We start from the raw sequence: 19,142 nt of genomic DNA, 5'->3' as shown, positions 1-19,142 counted from the left end.
CCCCAACCCCTCCCGCTTGCGGGAGGGGAGCAGGAGACAGTCATGCCCCGCCTGATCGACCCGCCTGCCGGTCCCGAACTCGACCTCGAAGAGGTCGCCGCGCGCCTCGATGAAAGCCGCGTCGACCTGTCCGGCGAAGCCGACCTCGCCCGCGCCGCGGCGTTGCTCGCGGGCCTCGCGCGCAACCGCGCCTTCCTCGCCGACCATATCGTCGCCGAACTGAAGGCGAGTTTCGCGAACCAGCTCACCCTCAGCCGCTATTCGGCGCAGGTCTTCCTGCTCCACCGCAGCCCGCGCGGCCATTTCCTGCGCGCCAACCTCTGGCCCGCCGCGACCGACGCTGCCTATGCCGCCAGCGGCGCGGGGGCCTTCGCCTACGGCCTGCCGCACGACCATAATTTCAGCTTCCTGACCACAGGCTATTGGGGCCCGGGCTATGTCAGCGACTATTATGACTATGACGCAGAGCAGGTCGACGGCCGGATCGACGAGCCGCTGAACCTGACATTCGCCGGGCGCAGCCAGCTAAGCGAAGGCAAGACGATGCTCTACCGCGCCCACCGCGACATCCACAGCCAGCTCCCGCCGGAAAGCCTCTCGGTCAGCCTCAACATCATGGAAGAAGGCGACCACATCCCCTGGCGCGACCAATATATCGTCGATCTGGACCGCGGCACCATCGCCCGCCGCCCGACGGTGACCCAGACCGAAATGCTGCTCCGCTGCGCGGTGCATTTGACCGACGAGGGCAAGGATATCGCCGACCATTTCGCCAAGGCGCACCCGGTGCCGCGAGTGCGCGCCAACGCCATCGCAGCGCTCGCGGCGGTGGCGGAGGGCGCAGGCAGGGCGGTGGTGCTGGAACGGGGGCTGCGGGATAGCGATGCGCGGGTAAGGAATGATTGTGCGCGGTGGCTGGGGATTTAGCTGTCGTTCGCGCTTGCAAAGCGCGACGCCGGGATCAGCGGCCCGTCGCACACACGCTTCAACAGGTCGGCCTGCTGCGGCTCCAGTTCGACGAGCAGCCCCAATATGTTGAGCACATTCATCAACTCGGTCGTATATTCGCTCAACCAATGGTCGGGCTGAATGTCGCCCAGTGGCGATGGCGGGCGGCGATCGCCGATGATCGGGCGGCTGCGGTCCTTTTTGCGGTAACTGAACCATTGGACCAGCACCTGCCTGCCCGACACTTCATAGGCCCACACTTCGGACGGCACATTGTCGATGAAGCCGCTGCCGATGTTCAACCGCCGTTTTTCGGCGTCATAGCCGATGCTGTCGGGAAAACCCTCCAGCGTCGACGGGATCGTCCCTTCTTTCGGGATCGCCGGTCGCCGGCCGTCGGCCATGCGCGGCGGCCCCGCCGGGCGCCCGTCGGCAAAGCGTTCGCCGAAACTGTGCAGCCAGATCACCTCGCGCCCCAGCTTCGCCGCCTCGGCGAACAGTGCCGCATCGGCGGTCAGCGGCACGCGCAGGCCCGGACGGATCAGGTCGTCGCGAAACGTCTCGACATAGGCCGGGTGTGCCAGCAGCGCCGCGACATAGGCAAAGACATCGACCGGATCGACCGGCGCGCCAAACGCCTTGGCTAGTTCGGCCAGCACGTCGGGTGCGATATTGGCCTCGGTCGCGGCGGCGTCTTTCCAGAGAGCAAAGACGTGACCGCCACGACCGTTGTAGTAGTGTTGGTCCGGAATAATGGCTGTCATCGAAATGGCCGGTCCGCTGGAAGGTGAGCGATCCATAGGCGCAGCGATATAGATTTGCTGCTTTCCGTTTCTGGCCCACAAGTCAGGCCTTGGCCTGTCGATAATGCGGCTATCGGGGATGATCCATTGGCGGTCGAAAGAACGAAACGCGTATCGGATCGGCGTAAGAATATTCAGTGCTGATTTTGCTTGGGTATCAGTGGGATGAAGAGACTGTTCCTTCAACAGCGCTTCGATCGAGGGCAATGCACCGTGCAAGCCCTCCGCAGCTTTGGCTGGCTTTGCGATATGCGCGTCGCCTGTCTTATTCTCAAATAAGCCACCTCGCTTATCTGGGGAGGGTTCTTGAATGAGATGGTTCCAACGATCTTCGAGCGTCTTGGGATCAGATGCGATAACCCACGTCCGCCCTGCCTTCACGCCCGGACCGCTATAACCGACTACAGCGTCGAGCGGCACCATGCTTGCCCACCCGCCAGAAAATTCGGGCAGGAATGGTGTTCGCCATCCGCTGGCGCCATCGGACCATTCCGGACTGTCGAGCGCAATCTCTGCCAGTTCGACGAATTTTTCCTCGCGTCGCCCCTTTGCCAACGCGCGATAGCGTACCCGCGCAGGCGTCTCGGGATCGTTCGCGGGCGACCGTGACGCCAGCACGATGCACACCGGATGCTGCACCCCCTGAAAAATGCGCGTCGCGACCTCTGGCTGATGGCCCTCGGGCGAACAGTCTATCACCCAGATTTCGTCGCAATCGCGGCGCAGGTCGTGGCGCATCTTCTGAAAGGCGGGGCCGTTCAGAAAGCCGGACACGGTGATGTAGCAGACCATGCCCGACAGATGTTCTTCTCTCGGGGGCTGCAGGTCGCGCCCACCGGCGCCTTGTTCGAACACCTTCCACGCCGCCCAGCGCCAGAAATAGATGTAAAGGTTGCGCAGATGCTTGGCATGCGCCCCGATGCCCCAAGCGGCGGGCGGTTGCCAATCATTCAAGGGGGCAGGATGGTTGCCTGTTCCTTCTTCGATCCAGCTTCCTTTACCCTTGGCTTCATTCTTATACGGCGGATTGCCGATCACCACCGTGATCGGCTGTGACCGCTTGATCTCGTTCGCCTCGCGGCGCGACCGCGACAGTTCGCGGTAAATGCCGGTGCCGCTTTCAAATTCGGCATGCGGATCGCCCAGCGTGTCGGTGACGAACAGGCGCGGGCTGCCGCTCGCGCCCAGTTCGATCATCTCGGCCAGCATCCGCAATTGCGCGACGGCAAAGGCGCCGAATTGCAGCTCGAACCCGATCAGCCGCTGCGCGATCGCCGTCATTGCCGGGCCGACCGCGCCGGCGCCCTGATCAGCCTCGATCGTCTCGGCAATCTGCCGCATCACGCCCAGCAGGAATGTGCCCGATCCCATCGCCGGGTCGGCGACATGCACCTCGGGACCGGCCAGTCCCTGCGGTACCGCGAAACGCGCCGACGATTTCAGCGCCTCGTCGCACAAACGCACCATCGTCTGCACAACCTCTGGCGGGGTGTAATAACTGCCCGTCTTCTTGCGCAGGCTGTTATCGTACACCTCCAGAAAATGTTCGTAGAAATACAGCCAGGCTTCGGGATCGCCCTTCGACACCTGCGACCAGTCGACGACGTCGAGTACGCGCAACATCGTGTCGAGCGAGGTGACCAGCACCGGCCCCTGCTGATCGGTGAGCAGGCGCAGCGCCACGCCGATCAGCGTATTGGTTTCGCCCAGTTCCTGCGCAACATCGGCAAAACCTTCGGACAGTTTGAGTCCGCGCGACTTCGCCATCAGCAGGCCGAACGTCACCGCCTGCGCATAGCCGTCGGCGAATTGCTCGTCATTGGCTTCGGGGAACAACAGCCCGCGCCAATCGTCGCGCAATTCGGTCAGCGCCTTGCTGCCGCGCTCCATCTGTTCGACCACTTCGTCGCGCAGAAAGCGGCTCAGCCGCGCCGCGACTTCGGCAAGCTGCCGCGCGTTGCGCGGGGCGATGGGTTCCCACGTCAGGAAATCGTGAATCAGCGGCAACAGGCCGGTCGGTGCTTCGACCGCGCCGCCGTCACTCTCGATATCGCCCGACAGCCGGACGATGCCGCCCTGCAATTCGCCGTCGCGCCACAGCGAAAAACCGTTGCCGTCGGTATACAGGATATTCGGCAGCGCTTTCAGCCGTTCCCACTGCGCCTTGTCGTGTTTGTCCCTGAACTTGCGCGGGTCGGCTCCCTTGCCCGGCGCCTTGACCTCGATGAAGCCGATCAGCGCCTTGTTCGCCGTGACAGCATAGTCGGGCCGGGTCTTGAGGTCGGCGAGCGATGCCTCGCCGACCAAATGCACGGCAGCGGCCGGTATGGCTTCGGCGGCGAGCGCGGCGAACAGTGTTTCCAGCGGTGCGCGAAGCTGATCCTCGGGCTGGCCGCTCGCTGCGGGGTTGGCGAGCTTCGCCTTGGCGGCGGCGCCGAAATCGCCCACAGCTTTTTTGATGCGATCGGCTTGCGTCATTCTTCCCCCTGCGTCACAAGCTATTGGCACACAGGTTGCCGGGCGGGCAACCGCCAAAGGTTCGGATATGGCTGAAGATATCGTCGATCTTTTCCCCGGCGCACCGCGCCAGATGGGCTTCGACCTCGGCGACGCCCCGCAGCCTCGTTCGTATGAACCCGATCGTGAAGAGGTGCGGCGCGAATTGCACGAAGTGCTTGCGGCGGCGAAGGCGGCGACCGATCGCTGTCCGTGGGACCGGCGTACATTCCAGTATCACAAGACGGTGTTTCCCCAGATGGCCAACTGGCTTCCCGAAGAGGAGCGCGATCAGTTGCGCTTCGAATTCGCCGAGGAGGTTCAGCGGCTGGAAAAACTGCTCGCAGCCTGAGCGCTTCGACCGCCGCAAAAAAACGCTTTCCTAAAATATTCCGCTCTGCCAGCCTCCCGCTGCTGGCTCTTTGACTCGTCGATCTCCGCTTCCGGTTGCGCCCGAACGCCGCACCCCTGTGTATCCTTGCGATGGTTCGGCATGCGCCCGCATTTCGCCTCCGTTTGCCGCGGGCATCGGAAGGGAGAGCGCAACAACGCGCACTGGGCTGAACTTTACTGAACTTTGGGCGGAGTGCTGCGCGCGCGACCATCGCCTCCGCCTGCGATCGCCGCCCGCCGCCCCGTCGCTAAAGCGACAAAGGAGACAGTTTCGCCGCTCGCATCCGTATCCTTTGTCTCCTTAAGCCTGCCCTGAGCCGGTCGAAGGGGCCCCAAAGCCACAAAGGACACAAAATGGGCCCGCCCATGCGGGCTTTTGTGGCTTTAAGAGCCTGCTGACAGCCGGGCCGCGCGCTGCTAGGGCGCCCCGCATGACCACGCCCTTGTCCCACATCCGCAATTTCTCGATCATCGCCCACATCGACCATGGAAAATCGACGCTCGCCGACCGGCTGATCCAGTTCACCGGCGGCCTCACCGCGCGCGAGATGTCGGCGCAGGTGCTCGACAATATGGACATCGAGAAGGAGCGCGGGATCACCATCAAGGCGCAGACCGTGCGCCTGTCGTACAAGGCCCACGACGGCGAGACGTACGAGCTCAACCTGATGGATACGCCGGGCCACGTCGACTTCGCCTATGAAGTCTCGCGGTCGCTCGCCGCGTGCGAGGGCGCGCTGCTGGTGGTCGACGCGGCGCAGGGGGTCGAGGCGCAGACGCTGGCGAACGTGTACCAGTCGATCGAGCACGACCATGAGATCGTGCCGGTGATCAACAAGATCGACCTGCCCGCGGCCGACGTCGACAAGGTGAAGGCCGAGATCGAGGATATCATCGGCCTCCCCGCCGACGACGCGGTGCTCGCTTCCGCCAAGTCGGGGATCGGCATCGAGGAAGCGCTGGAGGCGATCGTCACCAGGATTCCGCCGCCGAAGGGCGACGCGGCCGCGCCGCTGCTCGCGATGCTCGTCGACAGCTGGTACGATCCCTATCTCGGCGTCGTCATCCTCGTCCGCGTCGTCGACGGCGTGCTGAAAAAGGGCCAGCAGATCAAGTTCATGCAGGCGGGCACCACCCACCTGATCGACCGCGTCGGCTGCTTCACCCCCAAGATCGAACAGCTCGGCGAACTCGGCCCCGGCGAGATCGGCTTCATCACGGCGCAGATCAAGGACGTCGCGCAGGCGCGCGTCGGCGACACCGTGACCGACGCCAGGAAACCCGCCGCGGCGCCGCTGCCGGGGTTCAAGGAGGTCCAGCCGGTCGTCTTCTGCGGCCTGTTCCCGACCGACGCCAACGACTTCGAGAAATTGCGCGAGAGCATCCAGAAGCTGCGGCTCAACGACGCGAGCTTCAGTTTCGAGATGGAGAGCAGCGCGGCGCTCGGCTTCGGCTTCCGCTGCGGCTTCCTCGGCCTGCTCCACCTCGAGATCATCCAGGAGCGGCTGAGCCGCGAATACGACCTCGACCTCATCACCACCGCGCCGTCGGTGGTGTACAAGCTCAAGCTCGGCCATACCAAGAACGAGGCGGCGAAGGAGATCGAGCTCCACAACCCCGCCGACATGCCCGATCCCAACCGCATCGACGAGATCGAGGAACCGTGGATCGAGGCGGTGATCTATGTCCCCGACGATTATCTCGGTCCGATCCTGAAGCTGTGCCAGGACCGCCGCGGCATCCAGAAGAATCTGACCTATGTCGGCGGCCGCGCGCAGATCACTTACGAGCTGCCGCTCAACGAGGTGGTGTTCGACTTCTACGACCGGTTGAAGAGCATTTCGCGCGGCTATGCGTCGTTCGACTATCACCAGATCGGCCACCGCCCCGGCGACCTCGTCAAGATGAGCATCCTCGTCAACAACGAGCCGGTCGACGCGCTCTCCATGATCGTGCATCGCGGTTCGGCGGAAAGCCGCGGTCGCGGCATGTGCGAGCGGCTGAAGGACCTGATCCCGCGCCACATGTTCAAGATTCCGATCCAGGCCGCGATCGGCGGCAAGGTGATCGCCCGCGAAACCATCGCCGCGCTGCGCAAGGACGTGACCGCCAAATGCTATGGCGGCGACGCGACCCGCAAGAAGAAGCTGCTGGAGAAGCAGAAGGAGGGCAAGAAGCGGATGCGCGAATATGGCAATGTGAACATCCCGCAGGAGGCGTTTATCGCGGCGCTCAGGATGGGCGACGATGCCTGACGCGGGCTCGTCGGGCGGGGGGTGAGGGTTCTGGAAGTTTCAATCTGGTTGATCGGACGTTCGCCTTGTGTTCAACTCCCGGCATGGAAAATCCCCCCTATCCGGTGGCGCTTCGGACTCCCGAACAGCTTGAATCCCTGTTTCCGGAGGCTGCGGAGCCGGACATTTCGGACATTGGAGAAAACCTGCCGGGGTCCGAAAGGCGATACGGAATCGTACCCGGAAAGAAGGCGGAAGGCGCGACCTACACGCCGCGGGACCTTTCCGACTTCGTCGCCGATCAGATCATCGCCGCTGCCGATATTCCAGCCGGCCGCCGCTTGCGTGTTCTGGACCCGGCTTTGGGTCATGGGGAACTTCTCTGCAGCTTGCTCGATCGCCTCCCGGCGGGTGTCGATGTGTTCGCCTTTGAAACGGACCCTGCCGCCCTTTCGGTTGCATCCGAACGGCTGACGGCTGGCTACCCGCAAGCGAAGCTGCATCTGGTCGAAGGCAGCTTCCTGGATCATGTGCTGGACGATTTCTCCAGCGGGCTGTTTTCGGAAGGCGAATCCTATGACCTGGTCATAGCCAATCCGCCTTATGTCCGGACGCAGATAATCGGTTCGCGGCGGGCGCAGGAACTGGCCTCGCAATTCGGACTTTCCGGCCGGGTCGATCTGTATTTCGCCTTTCTGCTGGGCATAGCGCGTGTCTTGAACCCCGCGGGCAGCGCAGGCATCATCGTTTCCAATCGCTTCATGACGACGCGGTCCGGGGGTGTGGTTCGCGAGGCGCTTTCGAAGGTGCTCAGCCTCCGGCGCATCTTCGATTTGGGAGATACCAAGCTGTTCGATGCGGCGGTATTGCTTAGCCGTCATCGTCGCGAACGGGCGTACCGCTGCGGCGAAGCGAGTGCGCCCGCCAGCTTTACGGCAATCTATGAGACCAAGACCAAGCGCGCCGACTTCCGGGCGGAGAGCGCTCTCGCGGCATTGCCCTACAGCGGCGTTGCGGGCTTGCCGGACGGACGCGTTTTTGAAATCCGTCACGGCAGTCTGCACACGAACCAGAATCCGGCCGACGTCTGGCGGCTCTGCTCCGAAGATGTGGTAAGCTGGCTGGCTACGGTCGAGGCAAATTCCCGGGGCCAGTTCAAGGATATCGGAAAGGTGCGTGTCGGCGTCAAAACCTGTGCCGACAAGGTGTTTGTCCGTCGCGAATGGTAAGCCCCGCTGGAACTGCTTCGGCCGCTGACCACGCACAAGATAGCCCGGCGGTTTCGACCGGACGGGTCGCGCGCCGCGATGCGGATTCTTTATCCGCACGAGGTCGTGAATGATCGGCGCCGCGCTGTGGATTTGCAGGCATACCCCCTCAGCCGAGCCTATCTGGAAAGCCACCGCGACGTGCTGACGGGGCGGAGCTATGTGCTGGAAGCGGGGCGGGAATGGTATGAAATATGGGTCCCGCAAAATCCCGCCGACTGGAGCGGCCCGAAGCTCGTCTTCCGGGATATCAGCGAGCGGCCGACTTTCTGGATGGACCTCGACGATACGATCGTGAACGGCGATTGCTACTGGCTCAAGCCGGAACCCGGGAAGGACGATCTGCTCTGGCTCGCGCTTGCCGTCGCGAATTCGAGTTTTATCGAGAAATTCTACGACTGCCGCTTCAACAACAAGCTCTATGCCGGCCGCCGCCGCTTCATCACCCAATATGTCGAGCAGTTTCCGATCCCGGATCCCGATGCTGCCCTGAGCCGCCGGATAGTCGGGCGTGCCAAACGGCTTTTTGAGCGGCTCGCCGAGAGCGATGACGCCGAACTGGAAGCGGAACTGGATGCGATGGTTTGGCAGTCCTTTGGGCTGTCAGTCGAAAAAGTCTGACGGCAGGGGGATTTGGAGCTTTTTGTTCAGCACCCTCCCTTGAAATTGGGGAAAGCGGCTGAAGAAGCGCTCGCCGGTGGTCAGGTAGAAGTGCGTCAGCGTAACCGTCGCGCCATCGGTGATCCCCGAAAAAATGGCGTAGCGCACGTCGCAGTGCCGAATCTGCTGGTCAAGCAAGCTGCGGTATGTCGAGAACGCTGTCGCTGTCGGGGCATACCAGCCCCAGATCGATGGTGGGCGAGGTTTGCAGCTTCACCTCCAGCAACTGGTGTCGGACGTCCGGAAACCGACCGTCGTCCTGATAGCTGGAATAACCCAGCTGCTTAAGCAAACCAGTTCGTGCAACGCGGCGCCCCGATTGCGGTCCTGATCACGACCCGCGTCCCGGAAACTCCGTCCGAGCAGGGGAGACAGCCGCTCGAATATTTCCGCAATCGGCAAAATCGAAGCCGCATGGGGATGATCGATCGGACTGACCGATTTGGCGGGTATGGCGCCCGCCCGCACAAAGGGCTGCAGCCGCTCGCTATCCGTATCGGCGATCAGTTCGGCATCGGCATCTCCGGGGACGAGGCGCGCCTGATATTTCTGCGTAAGCGTGCCTGTGGTGTCGAGAACGGCCAGATCTTCGCCGGTGACGACCTTCACCCTGGTCACGACATCGGCCTCATCGACACGGATCATGACATAGCGTCTTGTCGATGACAGCCCTTCGTTCCAGATTTGGAGATTGTTGGCCTTTTGGACATAGGTGTCGAACCTCTGCCCGGCAAACCGGGGTTGCAACTTTCTGAAACGCGCCGGAACGGGATATCCCAACACACGGCAGACGTGCTGCTTGGCGACTTTCGAGCGCGTTCTTATCGCCAGCCCGGCCAGGGATATGCCCGACATGCCGTGGTTCAGCAGGACCTCCAGCTCGGGCGTCGGTATCCACAACGCCGGGTCGCCGACTTCAATCGGGTCATCAATGGTCAGTCCGCTGGCTTTGATTGCCCCAATATAGTCTCTCATCGGATAATCCTCGAATCGGTGCGGGCGGGTGTTATCATGTTCGCCGTCATATTGGTCCCCGCTCGGCTGCATCCGTCCGGACCCGGCATCGCTGTTGAGGCGACCGGACGGGGCTGGAGGCGAGATTGCCATCGCCAGAGGCGCGGCCTATCTTGCGGGAAGATACGCGGCGGCCAGGAGGCGGGCATGGCGGAACGGCGGGGGGCGCTGCGCGATATCGCGGTCCACAGCAGACTGGCCGACGGGACCGCGGTTTGCCTGCGCACGATCACTCCCGACGATGCGCCGCTGCTCCGCGCAGGGGTTGCGGCGCTGTCGGCGGAGTCGCGCTATCTGCGCTTCTTCTCGCCTGCGGCGGAGCTGCCCGATGCGGTGATCGAACGGTTGGTCGATGTCGACGGGCACGACCATATCGGCTGGGGCGCGCTATGCACCGAGTGCGAGGGCACGCCGGCGATCGGCGCGGTGCATGCGGTGCGGCTGGCGGGGGCGCCATCGATAGCCGAATATTCGGTTGCAGTGCTCGACGAGTTCCAGGGCAAGGGACTCGCGCGGATGATGACCGCGGCGCTGCTGATCGAGTGCATGGGCGAGGGGCTGGCGACACTCGACCTGCATGTCCTGTCCGAGAATGCCGCGGCAAAGCGCCTGGTCAAGGCCTTGGGCGCGACGTGGGAAAGCGCGAGCGCGGGAGTGGCTGACTATCGGCTCGACGTAGCGGAGGCGCTGGCGGCGCTGCGCGCGGACCATACGGCGCAGGGGGTGCAGGATGTGGTCGCGCAGCTGATGCGATAGGTCGCCACACCGCCGCCTCGCCGCTATGCGGGTCGGATGAGGACAGGAGCGACGGCACGGATGCAGACAACAACGATGGCGATGCTGGCGGCGGCGCTGGCCGCCTGCTCCGCGCCGGGAGCGACACAGGAGGGCGCAGTGCCGCAGAAGCCGATCATGGAATGGGGCGACCTGCTGAATCGCCCGCAACCGAAACCCGATACGACGCTGCGCTATGGCGACGATCCGCTGCAGATCGTCGATGTCTGGGTACCGCAAGGCGCCGGGCCGCATCCGGCGGTGATCATGATCCACGGCGGCTGCTGGCAGACCGCCGTCGCCCAGCGCGACATCATGAACTGGATCGCCGACGATCTCCGGCGCTACGGCGTGGGCGTGTGGAACATCGAATATCGCGGCGTCGATCGCGGCGGCGGCTATCCGGGCACTTTCGACGATGTCGGCGCGGCGGCGGACCTGTTCGCGCGCGAGGGCGGCAAGCATGGCTTTGCGATGGACGCGCCGCGGATCGCGATCGGACATAGCGCGGGCGGGCATCTGGCGCTGTGGCTGGCGCGACGGCCGGCGCTGGCGGCGGACGACGCATTGCGCGGGAGCGACCCGGTGAAGATCGACCTTGCGATCAGTCAGGGCGGGCTGCCCGATCTGCGCGCGGGCGCGGCAAGTGTCGGCCATGCCTGCGGAGCGGAGGCGCCGCGCGACATGGCGCGCGGCGAATATGCGCGCACCTCGCCGCCCGAAATGCCGCCGGGTGACGCGGTGGAGGTGCAGTTCAACAACGCGCTCGACCGGGTGACGCCGCCCGCGACGGGTGAGGCCTATATCGCGGCGATGGCGCAGCGCGGACGCGCGGTGACGATGGAGGTGACTCCCGGCGAAGGCCATGTCGAGCTGATCGCGCCCGACAGCGTCAGCTGGGCGAAGCAGCGCGCGGCGATCCTGAAGACGTTCGGGATGGAGGCGCAGCGATGACGCTGGCGGCGGCACGGGCGCTCGATGCCGCCGACGGGCTCGCGCCGCTGCGCGCGCGGTTCGTGCGCCCGGAGGGTCTGGTCTATCTCGACGGCAATTCGCTGGGCATGCTGCCCGCGGACAGCGTCGCGGCGAGCGCCGACATGGTGACGCGGCAATGGGGGGAGCGGCTGATCCGCAGCTGGAACGACGGGTGGATCGACGCGCCCGCGCGGATCGGCGGGCTGATCGCACCGCTGATCGGCGCGGCGGCGGACGAGGTGATCGTCTGCGATTCGACGAGCGTGAACCTGTTCAAGGCCGTCGTCGCGGCGCTCCGCCGCGACCCCGCGCGGCGCGTGGTGGTCAGCGAGGCGGGCAATTTCCCGACCGACCTGCATATCGCATCGGGCGCGGTCGGCTGCGTGCCGGGGGCCGAATTGCGTGTCGTGCCGCGCGAGCGATTGGCCGAGGCGCTGGACGGCGATGTCGCGCTGCTGCTGCTCACGCACGTCCATTACAAAAGTGGCGCGCGCTTCGACATGGCCGAATGGACCGCGCGGGCGCAGGCGGCGGGGGCGCGGATGCTGTGGGACCTCAGCCACAGCGCGGGCGCGGTCGCGGTCGACCTGAACGGCTCCGGCGCCGATCTGGCGGTCGGGTGCGGCTATAAATATCTGAACGGGGGGCCGGGCGCGCGCGGCGTTCCTCTATGTGGCGAAACGCTGGCAGGCTGAGTTGACCAATCCGCTGTCGGGTTGGATGGGGCACGCGGCGCCCTTTGGTTTCACCGACGATTATGCGCCCGCCGCCGGTATGAAACGCTGGCTGACGGGTACGCCGCCGATGCTGGGTCTCGGCGCGCTCGAGAGCGGGCTGGCGCTGTGGCAGGGCATCGACATGCGCGTCGTCGAGGCGAAGTCGGCGGCGCTGTTCGATATGTTGCTGGCGGCGGGGATGCGGGCGGGGCTCGAATGCGTGACCCCGCTCGACCCCGCGAAGCGCGGCAGCCATATCAGTTTCCGGCACGACCAGGCCTATGCGATCGTGCAGGCGCTGATCGCGCGCGGCATCGTCGGCGATTTTCGCGCGCCCGACGTGGCGCGTTTCGGCTTCACGCCGCTGACGCTGAGTCACAAAGACGTGTGGCTGGTCGGCGAGGCGCTGGTCGAAGTGGTGGCGACACGGGCATGGGACCGGCCCGAATTTCACGCACGGGCCGCGGTCACCTGATGCCGAAGGGATAGTCCCTCCCGCCGCCGCTGGGTCGCGAGGCGACGACGGGAGGGTGGTTTGTGGCTCGATTGGCTGAGCCCCGCTCCACGAGAATCGGTCTAGACCGGGGTCTGCGTTGCCGCGGTGACGCGCGTCACAGCGACAAGGATTCTCGAAAAGAACGCAGCGCGCACGACAAAGGGCGCCGGAATCGATCCGGCGCCCTTCACCCTGCCCTTTAGGGGAGGCAGCCCTGTTATTTCTTTTCTTCGACCGGTGCGGCCGGGGTGGTGGCCGGAGCCGTACCGTTGTCGATCGCATCGGCCTTTGCTTCGCCGGCCTCCTCGATCGCGTCGGCCTTGGCTTCGGTTGCTTCCTTTGCCGGGCCTTCGGGCATCGCGTCGGCCTGGGCATCGACGACGTCGGCCTGGGCGTCCGCGGTGTCTTCGGCCTTGTCGGCGGCGGGGCTCTGGCAGGCGCCGAGGGCCAGCGTCGTGGTGGCGGCGAGGGTGATGAGGATCTTACGCATAGTCGGTGACTCCCGTGGTTGACTTGGACGCTTAACGCCCGGTGAACACGAGGGTTGCACGCCAAATGTCAAATATCCGGAAAAGCGCGGATTTTCTTGCTATCCGGTCGCAAGCCGAGGCGGCGGAGCGGCACGATATTGCGCCGCATCGGTGGTGAATTCGGCGTGGCCATAGCTCGCCAGCTGCGCCTTCAGCTTTGCGACCAGGCGGCGGTCGGCGGTGCGGTTGAGGCCCGGAATATGGCTGGCGAGCGCATAGAGCTTGATCCGGCCATAGACATAGAGCCCCGCCGCGGCGGCCCGCACCATGTCGGCGCGCGTCAGCGCCACGCCGATCGCGGCGGCCTTTTTGCGGTCTCCCGCCATGAAATTCTGGACGAAGAAGAGCTTCGAGAAACTGCGTTCGAAGCGTTCGTAGATGCGCGAGGACAGCGAGGCGTCGGGACGCAGGTCGGCCGCCATCGTCGCGCGCAGCAGTTCGCCGCAAGTGTGATCGTCATAGCCCGAACGCAGCGTGCCGCCGCGCGCAGTCATCAGGTCAACGATCCCCTGCGGCGTGTCGGCGAGCAGATCCTCGGGCAAGCCCAGCAGGAAGCAGCGGTAGCGGGCGAGTTCGACACGCGCCCGTTCGGAGCGGGTGAAGTGATTGCGGCCCTTGGCGAGGATCTTGTAGGACATCAGGAAGATCGCGATCAGCCCGGCAGGCATCTGGTCGACCTGCGGGATCGGGATGCCGAAGACGCCAACGTCCCAATCCTTCGGCCGTCGCATCACATTGGCGCGCACCATCGAGTGCATCAGCCGCACCATCGCCGCCGACTTGAAACCGGGACCGAAGCGTTCCAGCGCGCCCGGGAGGACCGAAGTGGTAAAGAAGGTGGCGGTCTCCTTGACACGGCGCGCGGCGGTGTCGCGCGACAGCGTGTTGGTGATCGCCATCGGCAGCGCGGCATATTTGTTCATGAAGGTCGCGATAAAGGCGCCGCGGATGATGAAGGGGCCGAGATTGGCGGCCGAGTTGCGGTCGAGTCGCGCGCCTTCCTCGACGAGCGCCATATCGAGCCAGTCGGGGATGCGTTCCATGTCAGCGATGAAGGCAACGAGTTCGGGCGGTGCGTCGGCAACCTTTTCGACGCCATGGTCACAGGCTTCAACCAGCATATCGACGAGGCGGCGAAAACCGTAGTCGCGCATCAGCGCGGCATAGGCGTCGGCAACGCCGTCGCCCATCATGGTATAGGCGCGGATGAATTCGAGCCGTTCGGGATCAGCGAGCAGCCGCAAACGCTCGTCGACATAACCGCCCGACAGGCTGGTCGCGTCGTCCGGGGCGTCGGCAAAGCGTTCGGGCACGGCCGAAAAGTCGACATTGCCATAGATTGCCGGAATGCGGTCCTTTTGCGCGTATACGCGGGCGCGCAAATTGTCGATCGAAACGGTCGCGGCCATGCTATTGCCTTTCCAGGCTATGTGCCCCAAAATCTATCAAGTGATAGATATATATCATATGATATAAATTCAAGGCAGAATCGCAGATGAGCCGTCATGCCCCTTCCGCCTCCCGCGCGCCGAGCGGATACCGCAAGGGCGGGGAGACGCACGCGCGCATTCTGGATGCGGCGCTGATCGAGTTCGGACTCCACGGTTATGCCGCGGCGACGACGCGGCAGATCGCAGACCGGGCGGCGGTCAACCTGCCGGCGCTGACCTATTATTTCGGGGGCAAGGAGGGGCTGTATCTCGCCTGCGCGCAGAGGATCGTCGCGGGGTATCGCGATGGAGTGGGCACCGTAGCGCAGCATGTGGCCGATGCGCTGGCGAAGCCGCTGGCACCGGGCGAGGCTGCGGCCTTGCTCCAGCGGCTGATGGCGGCACTCGCGCGGTTCCTGCTGTCCACCGGGGAGGTCGCACACCGGACCCTGTTCGTGCAACGCGAGATTGCCAGTCCTGGTCCGGCCTTCGAGATTCTCTACGCCGAATTGTGGCGTCCGGGGATCGAGCTTGCGGCGGAATTGATCGCGCATGCACGGGGCGGGATGATCGGCGAGGGCGAGGCGCGTCTGCGTGCGGTCATGATGATTTCAAGCCTGACCGGACTGGTCGAAGGCCGCGACATCGTCGCGCGGGCGATCAGCGTCGGCGATCAGGCCGATGCAGTGATCGCGATTCTCGAGGAGCAGATCGAGGGGATTGTCCGGCCCGGTTGATGGCCGATCAGTGCGCTGCCAAAAAAAAGGGCGCCCACGGGCGCCCTTTTCCCTTTTTGTCGCGCCGCGATCAGAAGCGCTGCTGCCGCTCGTAGAGGTCGCGGTAGTGCTGGATGCGCGTGACGCGCAGGCCCGGCATGCCGCTGCGATCGATCGAGCGCTGCCAGCTCGCAAATTCCTCGAGCGTCAGGCCATAGCGTTCGCAGACCTCGTCGACGGTCAGCAGACCGCCGTTGACCGCCGCCACGACTTCGGCCTTGCGGCGCACAACCCAGCGGGTCGTGTTCGCGGGCGGAAGCGAGTCGAGCGTCAGCGGCTCCCCGAGGGGGCCGATGACCTGAGCCGGGCGGATTTTCTGATTTTCGATCATAATCATTCCATATCTTCAACGTCGGAAGGGGGGATGTCCGACGAGACAGGGTCTATATGGGAGGAGTTCAACATCGGCTGAAATCCTCTGGTAAACAGGCTGTTCATAGTTTCGGGCAAGGCGTTCACTTCTTCCGACAGATCGAAAAAGCGGGCTGGTCTGGGGCCGAACGCCCAGGTTTCCGCCTTCGTTCCGCACAGCATTGCGCGGCGTGTCGCGGCGAGATCGGTGTGCGCGTCGCGGTCGCTGCGTGCGCGCAGCAGGCCGGCGGTCGGCAGCACGGCCTGGCGTGCGGCTGACACGGCCAGGATGATGTCGAAGCCGGGCTTCGACAGGCTGACGGCACCCGCAAGGCGCGGAAGGTCGGACGAGGCGAGGTTCATGCTGCCGGTCTAACCGCGACCGCCTAAAGTCCCGTAAATACCCATTTCATGGCTTGTTAGCGAAGCTTAACCCCCGTCAATATCTTGACAGACGGGGCAGAAAAGCTGGTATTTTCGGACTCTCGCCCCTAGATGGCGCGGCATATGGCAACGCTGCTTTCACCCCCTGCCGGGCTTGCCCAGGCCGACTTCCAGCTCGCCGGGCCGCTCAGGGACCGGCGAATCGTCGTCGCCATGTCGGGCGGAGTCGATTCGAGCGTCGTCGCGGCGCTCGCGGCCCGGTCGGGTGCTGAGGTGATCGGGGTGACGCTCCAGCTCTACGATCATGGCGCCAAGGCGAAGCGGGTCGGGGCGTGTTGCGCGGGGCAGGATATCCGCGACGCGCGCGCGGTCGCCGACCGGCTGGGTTTCGTCCATCATGTCCATGACCATGAGAGCCGCTTTCGCGACACGGTGATCGACCAGTTCGCCGACGAATATCTCGCCGGGCGGACGCCCATCCCGTGCGTGCGCTGCAACATGGGGGTGAAGTTCACCGACCTGTTCCAGCTCGCGAAGGAGCTGGGAGCGGATTGCCTTGCGACCGGCCATTATGTGCGGCGCGTGATGGGCCCCGCGGGCGCCGAGCTGCACCGCGCGGTCGATCCGGCGCGCGACCAGAGCTATTTCCTCTTCGCGACGACGCAGGAGCAGCTCGACTTCCTGCGCTTCCCGCTCGGCGGGCTGGAAAAGAGCGTGGTGCGCGAGATCGCGCGCGAGCTGGGCCTGGGCGTCGCGGGCAAGCCCGACAGCCAGGACATCTGCTTTGTGCCCGACGGTGATTATGCGACGCTCGTCCGCAAGCTGCGCCCCGAGGCCGACGACCAGGGCGCGATCGTCCATGTCGACGGCACGGTGCTGGGTGCGCACAAGGGCCTGATCCACTATACGGTCGGGCAGCGGCGCGGGATCGAGATCGGCGGGCAGGCCGAGCCGCTCTATGTCGTCCGCCTCGACGCGGACAGGAAAGAGGTCGTCGTCGGGCCGCGGCGCGCGCTGGCTGTCTCGGGCGCGCGGCTGGGCGAGGCGAACTGGCTGGCCGATGTCGCGGGGCGTGACGTTCTGGCGAAGGTGCGCAGCATGGCGAAGCCGGTACCCGCGCGGATCGATGGCGATCGGCTGGTCTTTGCGGCGCCCGAATATGGCGTCGCGCCGGGGCAGGCGGCGGTGCTGTACGATGCGGCCGACGAAAGCCGCGTCCTCGGCGGCGGCTGGATCGAGGAGACGTTCGCGGCAGAGGGGGGATTGAGGCGGAACACGTCGGGTGTCTGCTTTGGGGTGGTTAGCGGACATTTGAGGAATGAACCGGTTTCCCCTCCCGCAAGCGGGAGGGGCAGCGAGACTTACGAGCTTGCTCGTTAGTCGCAGCGGGGTGGGCCATCGCGACGCTGCTGCCCACCCCCGCCCCTCCCGCCTGCGGGAGGGGGAGATCAACGTCCGCCTCCGCCTGCAACCGGGCGTTTTCAGACCGTCCCCTATTTCCGTTCGTGTCGAGCCCTTCGACTGCCCGCAGGGCGGGCGCTCAGGATAAACTTCGGCCTTTGGCCGAAGTCGAGACACCCGTCGGGCTGGGCGCGATGCCGATGGGTGTCTCGACTTCGCTCGACACGAACGGGATTTATAAGGCGGTTTAACCCAATAGCCTGATTTCGGTGCTTCCCGGTCCCCGGCGAAAGCCGGGGCTCGATGCCAGACACAGCCCGCTCCTCATGCACCCCGGGAACGGCAGGTACCGCCCGATTCGGTCGTCGATATTGCCTTTTCCTCCCCGATGCCGCAGCCTGAGGCGCAAACAGGGGAGACGATCATGGTCAATTGGGTCTTGCGCGGCGCCGTCCTGCTGTGGGCGCTGTTCTTCTTCCTGATCGGCGCGCGCGGGGTGATCGACCCGGCCAGCTATACCGATACTTTCGGCTTCACGATCAGCGGCGTCGCGATCAATACGCTGCGCGCCGATCTGTCGTCCTTCTTCCTCGTGTCGGCGGGCGCCGCGGCGCTCGGCGCGCTCGTACCTTCCTGGGTGCGCGCCCTGCTCGTGCCCGCGGCACTGTACGGCACCGCGCTCGCCGGGCGGCTGATCGGGGTGGCGATGGGCGATCCGACCAATTTCGGGATCGTGCAGGGGATGATCGTCGAGGCGCTGTCGGTCCTGTTGATGATCGGCAGCTGGTGGGTGCTGTCGCGGCCTGGGCCGGTCGCCGATGCACCTGCGCCGGAAGGCTCGGCTGGCTAATCGCTCGTTAACGCTTTCGCATTGCCCTCGTGCGATAAGTGTCCTTCCGCCGGTGGGGCGGGGCAGGAGAGATGGGATGAAACCCGAGAAAGACCAGCGCGACGACGCAGGCCGCCGAAGCGAAGATCGTCGCAAGACGGACAATCCGAATTACAAGGGGCCCGAACGCCGCTCGGGGACCGACCGCCGTATCGCGACGTGAACCCCGGCGTTTCGAGAGCCGGAGGTCGGGCTGCTTGCGGCCGGTTTACTGTCCAGAAAAGGCCCCGCATGAGCGGGGCCAGTTCAGTGGATGGGAATTTCGCGTTTACGGGCTGGTCGGCCCGTCGTCGTCGTCGAGGATGAAATAGAGGCCAACCCCGGCGGCGATCGCCAGCAGGATGAAGATCCAGCTCCGGCCTTCCAGTTCGCTCTGGCCTTCGACGGTCGAGACGGCGGCGACGTCGTCGAAGGACACCGCCGCGATAGCTGGCGCGGCCGAAGCCGCTACGGGAGCCACGACCATGGACGTGGCCGTGAGAGAGAGCGCAATCTTCTTGAACAGGTTCATCTTCTGTCCCCTTTTTTTCAATGGTGCAACGCAGCATAACATGAAATTCTTTTTTTTGCAAAGGTCTAGGATATTCGCCCTATCGGACGGCTG

The 19,142-nt window shown here is 64.7% G+C and carries 19 protein-coding genes and 1 pseudogene; 12 read left to right on the top strand and 8 right to left on the bottom strand.

The genetic code is table 11. The features are described 5' to 3' along the window. The first annotated feature begins 42 nt into the window (after positions 1 to 42). Positions 43 to 927 (top strand): transposase, encoded by an 885-nt coding sequence (locus N0A20_RS13090; RefSeq protein WP_260580798.1) that lies wholly within the window; start codon positions 43 to 45, stop codon positions 925 to 927. On the opposite strand, the gene N0A20_RS13085 is transcribed toward N0A20_RS13090, so the two are convergent. Then, complete coding sequence (locus N0A20_RS13085) at positions 924 to 4,229, bottom strand: type ISP restriction/modification enzyme (RefSeq protein WP_260580797.1); 3,306 nt, start codon at positions 4,227 to 4,229, stop codon at positions 924 to 926. The genes N0A20_RS13090 and N0A20_RS13085 overlap by 4 nt on opposite strands. Positions 4,230 to 4,296: 67 nt before the next feature. On the opposite strand from N0A20_RS13085, the gene N0A20_RS13080 reads away from it, so the two are divergent. The 4 genes from N0A20_RS13080 to N0A20_RS13065 all read left to right on the top strand — a co-directional run bounded on the left by N0A20_RS13080 (position 4,297) and on the right by N0A20_RS13065 (position 8,763). Further along, complete coding sequence (locus tag N0A20_RS13080) at positions 4,297 to 4,599, top strand: hypothetical protein (protein ID WP_260580796.1); 303 nt, start codon at positions 4,297 to 4,299, stop codon at positions 4,597 to 4,599. A gap of 472 nt (positions 4,600 to 5,071) precedes the next feature. Beyond that, positions 5,072 to 6,895: a translation elongation factor 4 gene (gene lepA / locus N0A20_RS13075; RefSeq protein ID WP_260580795.1), complete on the top strand. Its 1,824-nt coding sequence runs from the start codon at positions 5,072 to 5,074 to the stop codon at positions 6,893 to 6,895. An 83-nt stretch (positions 6,896 to 6,978) separates the two neighbouring features. Further along, positions 6,979 to 8,103 (top strand): Eco57I restriction-modification methylase domain-containing protein, encoded by a 1,125-nt coding sequence (locus tag N0A20_RS13070; protein ID WP_260580794.1) that lies wholly within the window; start codon positions 6,979 to 6,981, stop codon positions 8,101 to 8,103. Positions 8,104 to 8,181: 78 nt separating this feature from the next. Further along, positions 8,182 to 8,763, top strand: a complete 582-nt coding sequence (locus N0A20_RS13065; RefSeq protein ID WP_260580793.1) for a TaqI-like C-terminal specificity domain-containing protein — start codon at positions 8,182 to 8,184, stop codon at positions 8,761 to 8,763. On the opposite strand, the gene N0A20_RS13060 is transcribed toward N0A20_RS13065, so the two are convergent. After that, positions 8,746 to 8,910 carry a hypothetical protein gene (locus tag N0A20_RS13060; RefSeq protein ID WP_260580792.1) on the bottom strand — a complete coding sequence of 55 codons (165 nt, stop codon included), beginning with the start codon at positions 8,908 to 8,910 and terminating at the stop codon, positions 8,746 to 8,748. The two genes, N0A20_RS13065 and N0A20_RS13060, sit on opposite strands and share 18 nt — an antisense overlap. Before the next feature lie 105 nt (positions 8,911 to 9,015). Beyond that, entirely contained in the window at positions 9,016 to 9,777 is a 762-nt protein-coding gene (locus N0A20_RS13055) for a hypothetical protein (protein WP_260580791.1), read from the bottom strand. A gap of 186 nt (positions 9,778 to 9,963) precedes the next feature. Here N0A20_RS13055 and N0A20_RS13050 point away from each other — a divergent pair, with 186 nt between their 5' ends. From N0A20_RS13050 to kynU, 3 genes and pseudogenes are all read left to right on the top strand, one after another. Beyond that, positions 9,964 to 10,572 (top strand): GNAT family N-acetyltransferase, encoded by a 609-nt coding sequence (locus N0A20_RS13050; protein ID WP_260580790.1) that lies wholly within the window; start codon positions 9,964 to 9,966, stop codon positions 10,570 to 10,572. 60 nt (positions 10,573 to 10,632) lie between these two features. Beyond that, positions 10,633 to 11,544, top strand: a complete 912-nt coding sequence (locus tag N0A20_RS13045; protein WP_260580789.1) for an alpha/beta hydrolase family protein — start codon at positions 10,633 to 10,635, stop codon at positions 11,542 to 11,544. Then, a pseudogene (gene kynU, locus N0A20_RS13040) lies at positions 11,541 to 12,756 on the top strand (kynureninase). Before N0A20_RS13045 ends, kynU begins: the two are co-directional and overlap by 4 nt. A 238-nt stretch (positions 12,757 to 12,994) precedes the next feature. Here kynU and N0A20_RS13035 read toward each other — a convergent pair. After that, a complete protein-coding gene (locus N0A20_RS13035; protein ID WP_260580788.1) occupies positions 12,995 to 13,267 on the bottom strand; it encodes a hypothetical protein in 273 nt (90 codons plus the stop codon). A 99-nt stretch (positions 13,268 to 13,366) separates the two neighbouring features. Continuing rightward, positions 13,367 to 14,716 (bottom strand): oxygenase MpaB family protein, encoded by a 1,350-nt coding sequence (locus N0A20_RS13030; RefSeq protein WP_260580787.1) that lies wholly within the window; start codon positions 14,714 to 14,716, stop codon positions 13,367 to 13,369. 86 nt (positions 14,717 to 14,802) lie between these two features. Here N0A20_RS13030 and N0A20_RS13025 point away from each other — a divergent pair, with 86 nt between their 5' ends. Then, positions 14,803 to 15,474, top strand: coding sequence for a CerR family C-terminal domain-containing protein (locus N0A20_RS13025; RefSeq protein WP_260580786.1), 672 nt, complete (start codon positions 14,803 to 14,805; stop codon positions 15,472 to 15,474). Positions 15,475 to 15,544: 70 nt separating this feature from the next. Here the strand turns inward: N0A20_RS13025 and N0A20_RS13020 are convergent, their stop codons facing one another. Together N0A20_RS13020 and N0A20_RS13015 are read right to left on the bottom strand one after the other, a co-directional pair. Beyond that, the gene (locus N0A20_RS13020) at positions 15,545 to 15,844 is read right to left on the bottom strand and encodes a DUF1153 domain-containing protein (RefSeq protein ID WP_260580785.1); all 300 of its coding nucleotides are present in this window, start codon (positions 15,842 to 15,844) and stop codon (positions 15,545 to 15,547) included. A gap of 2 nt (positions 15,845 to 15,846) precedes the next feature. Continuing rightward, positions 15,847 to 16,227, bottom strand: a complete 381-nt coding sequence (locus tag N0A20_RS13015) for a hypothetical protein (RefSeq protein WP_260580784.1) — start codon at positions 16,225 to 16,227, stop codon at positions 15,847 to 15,849. A gap of 144 nt (positions 16,228 to 16,371) precedes the next feature. On the opposite strand from N0A20_RS13015, the gene mnmA reads away from it, so the two are divergent. The 3 genes from mnmA to N0A20_RS13000 all read left to right on the top strand — a co-directional run bounded on the left by mnmA (position 16,372) and on the right by N0A20_RS13000 (position 18,701). Next, positions 16,372 to 17,628, top strand: coding sequence for a tRNA 2-thiouridine(34) synthase MnmA (gene mnmA, locus N0A20_RS13010; RefSeq protein ID WP_260580783.1), 1,257 nt, complete (start codon positions 16,372 to 16,374; stop codon positions 17,626 to 17,628). Between the two features lie 445 nt (positions 17,629 to 18,073). After that, positions 18,074 to 18,499: a hypothetical protein gene (locus tag N0A20_RS13005; protein ID WP_260580782.1), complete on the top strand. Its 426-nt coding sequence runs from the start codon at positions 18,074 to 18,076 to the stop codon at positions 18,497 to 18,499. Positions 18,500 to 18,575: 76 nt separating this feature from the next. Beyond that, entirely contained in the window at positions 18,576 to 18,701 is a 126-nt protein-coding gene (locus N0A20_RS13000; protein ID WP_260580781.1) for a hypothetical protein, read from the top strand. 105 nt (positions 18,702 to 18,806) lie between these two features. On the opposite strand, the gene N0A20_RS12995 is transcribed toward N0A20_RS13000, so the two are convergent. Continuing rightward, on the bottom strand, positions 18,807 to 19,049 hold the full coding sequence (locus N0A20_RS12995; protein WP_260580780.1) for a hypothetical protein: 243 nt from the start codon (positions 19,047 to 19,049) through the stop codon (positions 18,807 to 18,809). Between the last annotated feature and the right edge of the window lie 93 nt (positions 19,050 to 19,142).

This window comes from Sphingopyxis sp. PET50 (assembly GCF_025244705.1).
Taxonomy (GTDB): domain Bacteria; phylum Pseudomonadota; class Alphaproteobacteria; order Sphingomonadales; family Sphingomonadaceae; genus Sphingopyxis.
This window is presented reverse-complemented; position numbering and strand designations above follow the sequence as displayed.

Bases quoted from the DNA above. Each gene is read 5' to 3' on its own strand.
- N0A20_RS13090 (WP_260580798.1), top strand. From the start codon at position 43: ATGCCCCGCCTGATCGACCCGCCTGCCGGTCCCGAACTCGACCTCGAA.
- N0A20_RS13085 (WP_260580797.1), bottom strand. From the start codon at position 4,229: ATGACGCAAGCCGATCGCATCAAAAAAGCTGTGGGCGATTTCGGCGCC.
- N0A20_RS13080 (WP_260580796.1), top strand. From the start codon at position 4,297: ATGGCTGAAGATATCGTCGATCTTTTCCCCGGCGCACCGCGCCAGATG.
- lepA (WP_260580795.1), top strand. From the start codon at position 5,072: ATGACCACGCCCTTGTCCCACATCCGCAATTTCTCGATCATCGCCCAC.
- N0A20_RS13070 (WP_260580794.1), top strand. From the start codon at position 6,979: ATGGAAAATCCCCCCTATCCGGTGGCGCTTCGGACTCCCGAACAGCTT.
- N0A20_RS13065 (WP_260580793.1), top strand. From the start codon at position 8,182: ATGCGGATTCTTTATCCGCACGAGGTCGTGAATGATCGGCGCCGCGCT.
- N0A20_RS13055 (WP_260580791.1), bottom strand. From the start codon at position 9,777: ATGAGAGACTATATTGGGGCAATCAAAGCCAGCGGACTGACCATTGAT.
- N0A20_RS13050 (WP_260580790.1), top strand. From the start codon at position 9,964: ATGGCGGAACGGCGGGGGGCGCTGCGCGATATCGCGGTCCACAGCAGA.
- N0A20_RS13045 (WP_260580789.1), top strand. From the start codon at position 10,633: ATGCAGACAACAACGATGGCGATGCTGGCGGCGGCGCTGGCCGCCTGC.
- N0A20_RS13035 (WP_260580788.1), bottom strand. From the start codon at position 13,267: ATGCGTAAGATCCTCATCACCCTCGCCGCCACCACGACGCTGGCCCTC.
- N0A20_RS13030 (WP_260580787.1), bottom strand. From the start codon at position 14,716: ATGGCCGCGACCGTTTCGATCGACAATTTGCGCGCCCGCGTATACGCG.
- N0A20_RS13025 (WP_260580786.1), top strand. From the start codon at position 14,803: ATGAGCCGTCATGCCCCTTCCGCCTCCCGCGCGCCGAGCGGATACCGC.
- N0A20_RS13020 (WP_260580785.1), bottom strand. From the start codon at position 15,844: ATGATCGAAAATCAGAAAATCCGCCCGGCTCAGGTCATCGGCCCCCTC.
- N0A20_RS13015 (WP_260580784.1), bottom strand. From the start codon at position 16,227: ATGAACCTCGCCTCGTCCGACCTTCCGCGCCTTGCGGGTGCCGTCAGC.
- mnmA (WP_260580783.1), top strand. From the start codon at position 16,372: ATGGCAACGCTGCTTTCACCCCCTGCCGGGCTTGCCCAGGCCGACTTC.
- N0A20_RS13005 (WP_260580782.1), top strand. From the start codon at position 18,074: ATGGTCAATTGGGTCTTGCGCGGCGCCGTCCTGCTGTGGGCGCTGTTC.
- N0A20_RS13000 (WP_260580781.1), top strand. From the start codon at position 18,576: ATGAAACCCGAGAAAGACCAGCGCGACGACGCAGGCCGCCGAAGCGAA.
- N0A20_RS12995 (WP_260580780.1), bottom strand. From the start codon at position 19,049: ATGAACCTGTTCAAGAAGATTGCGCTCTCTCTCACGGCCACGTCCATG.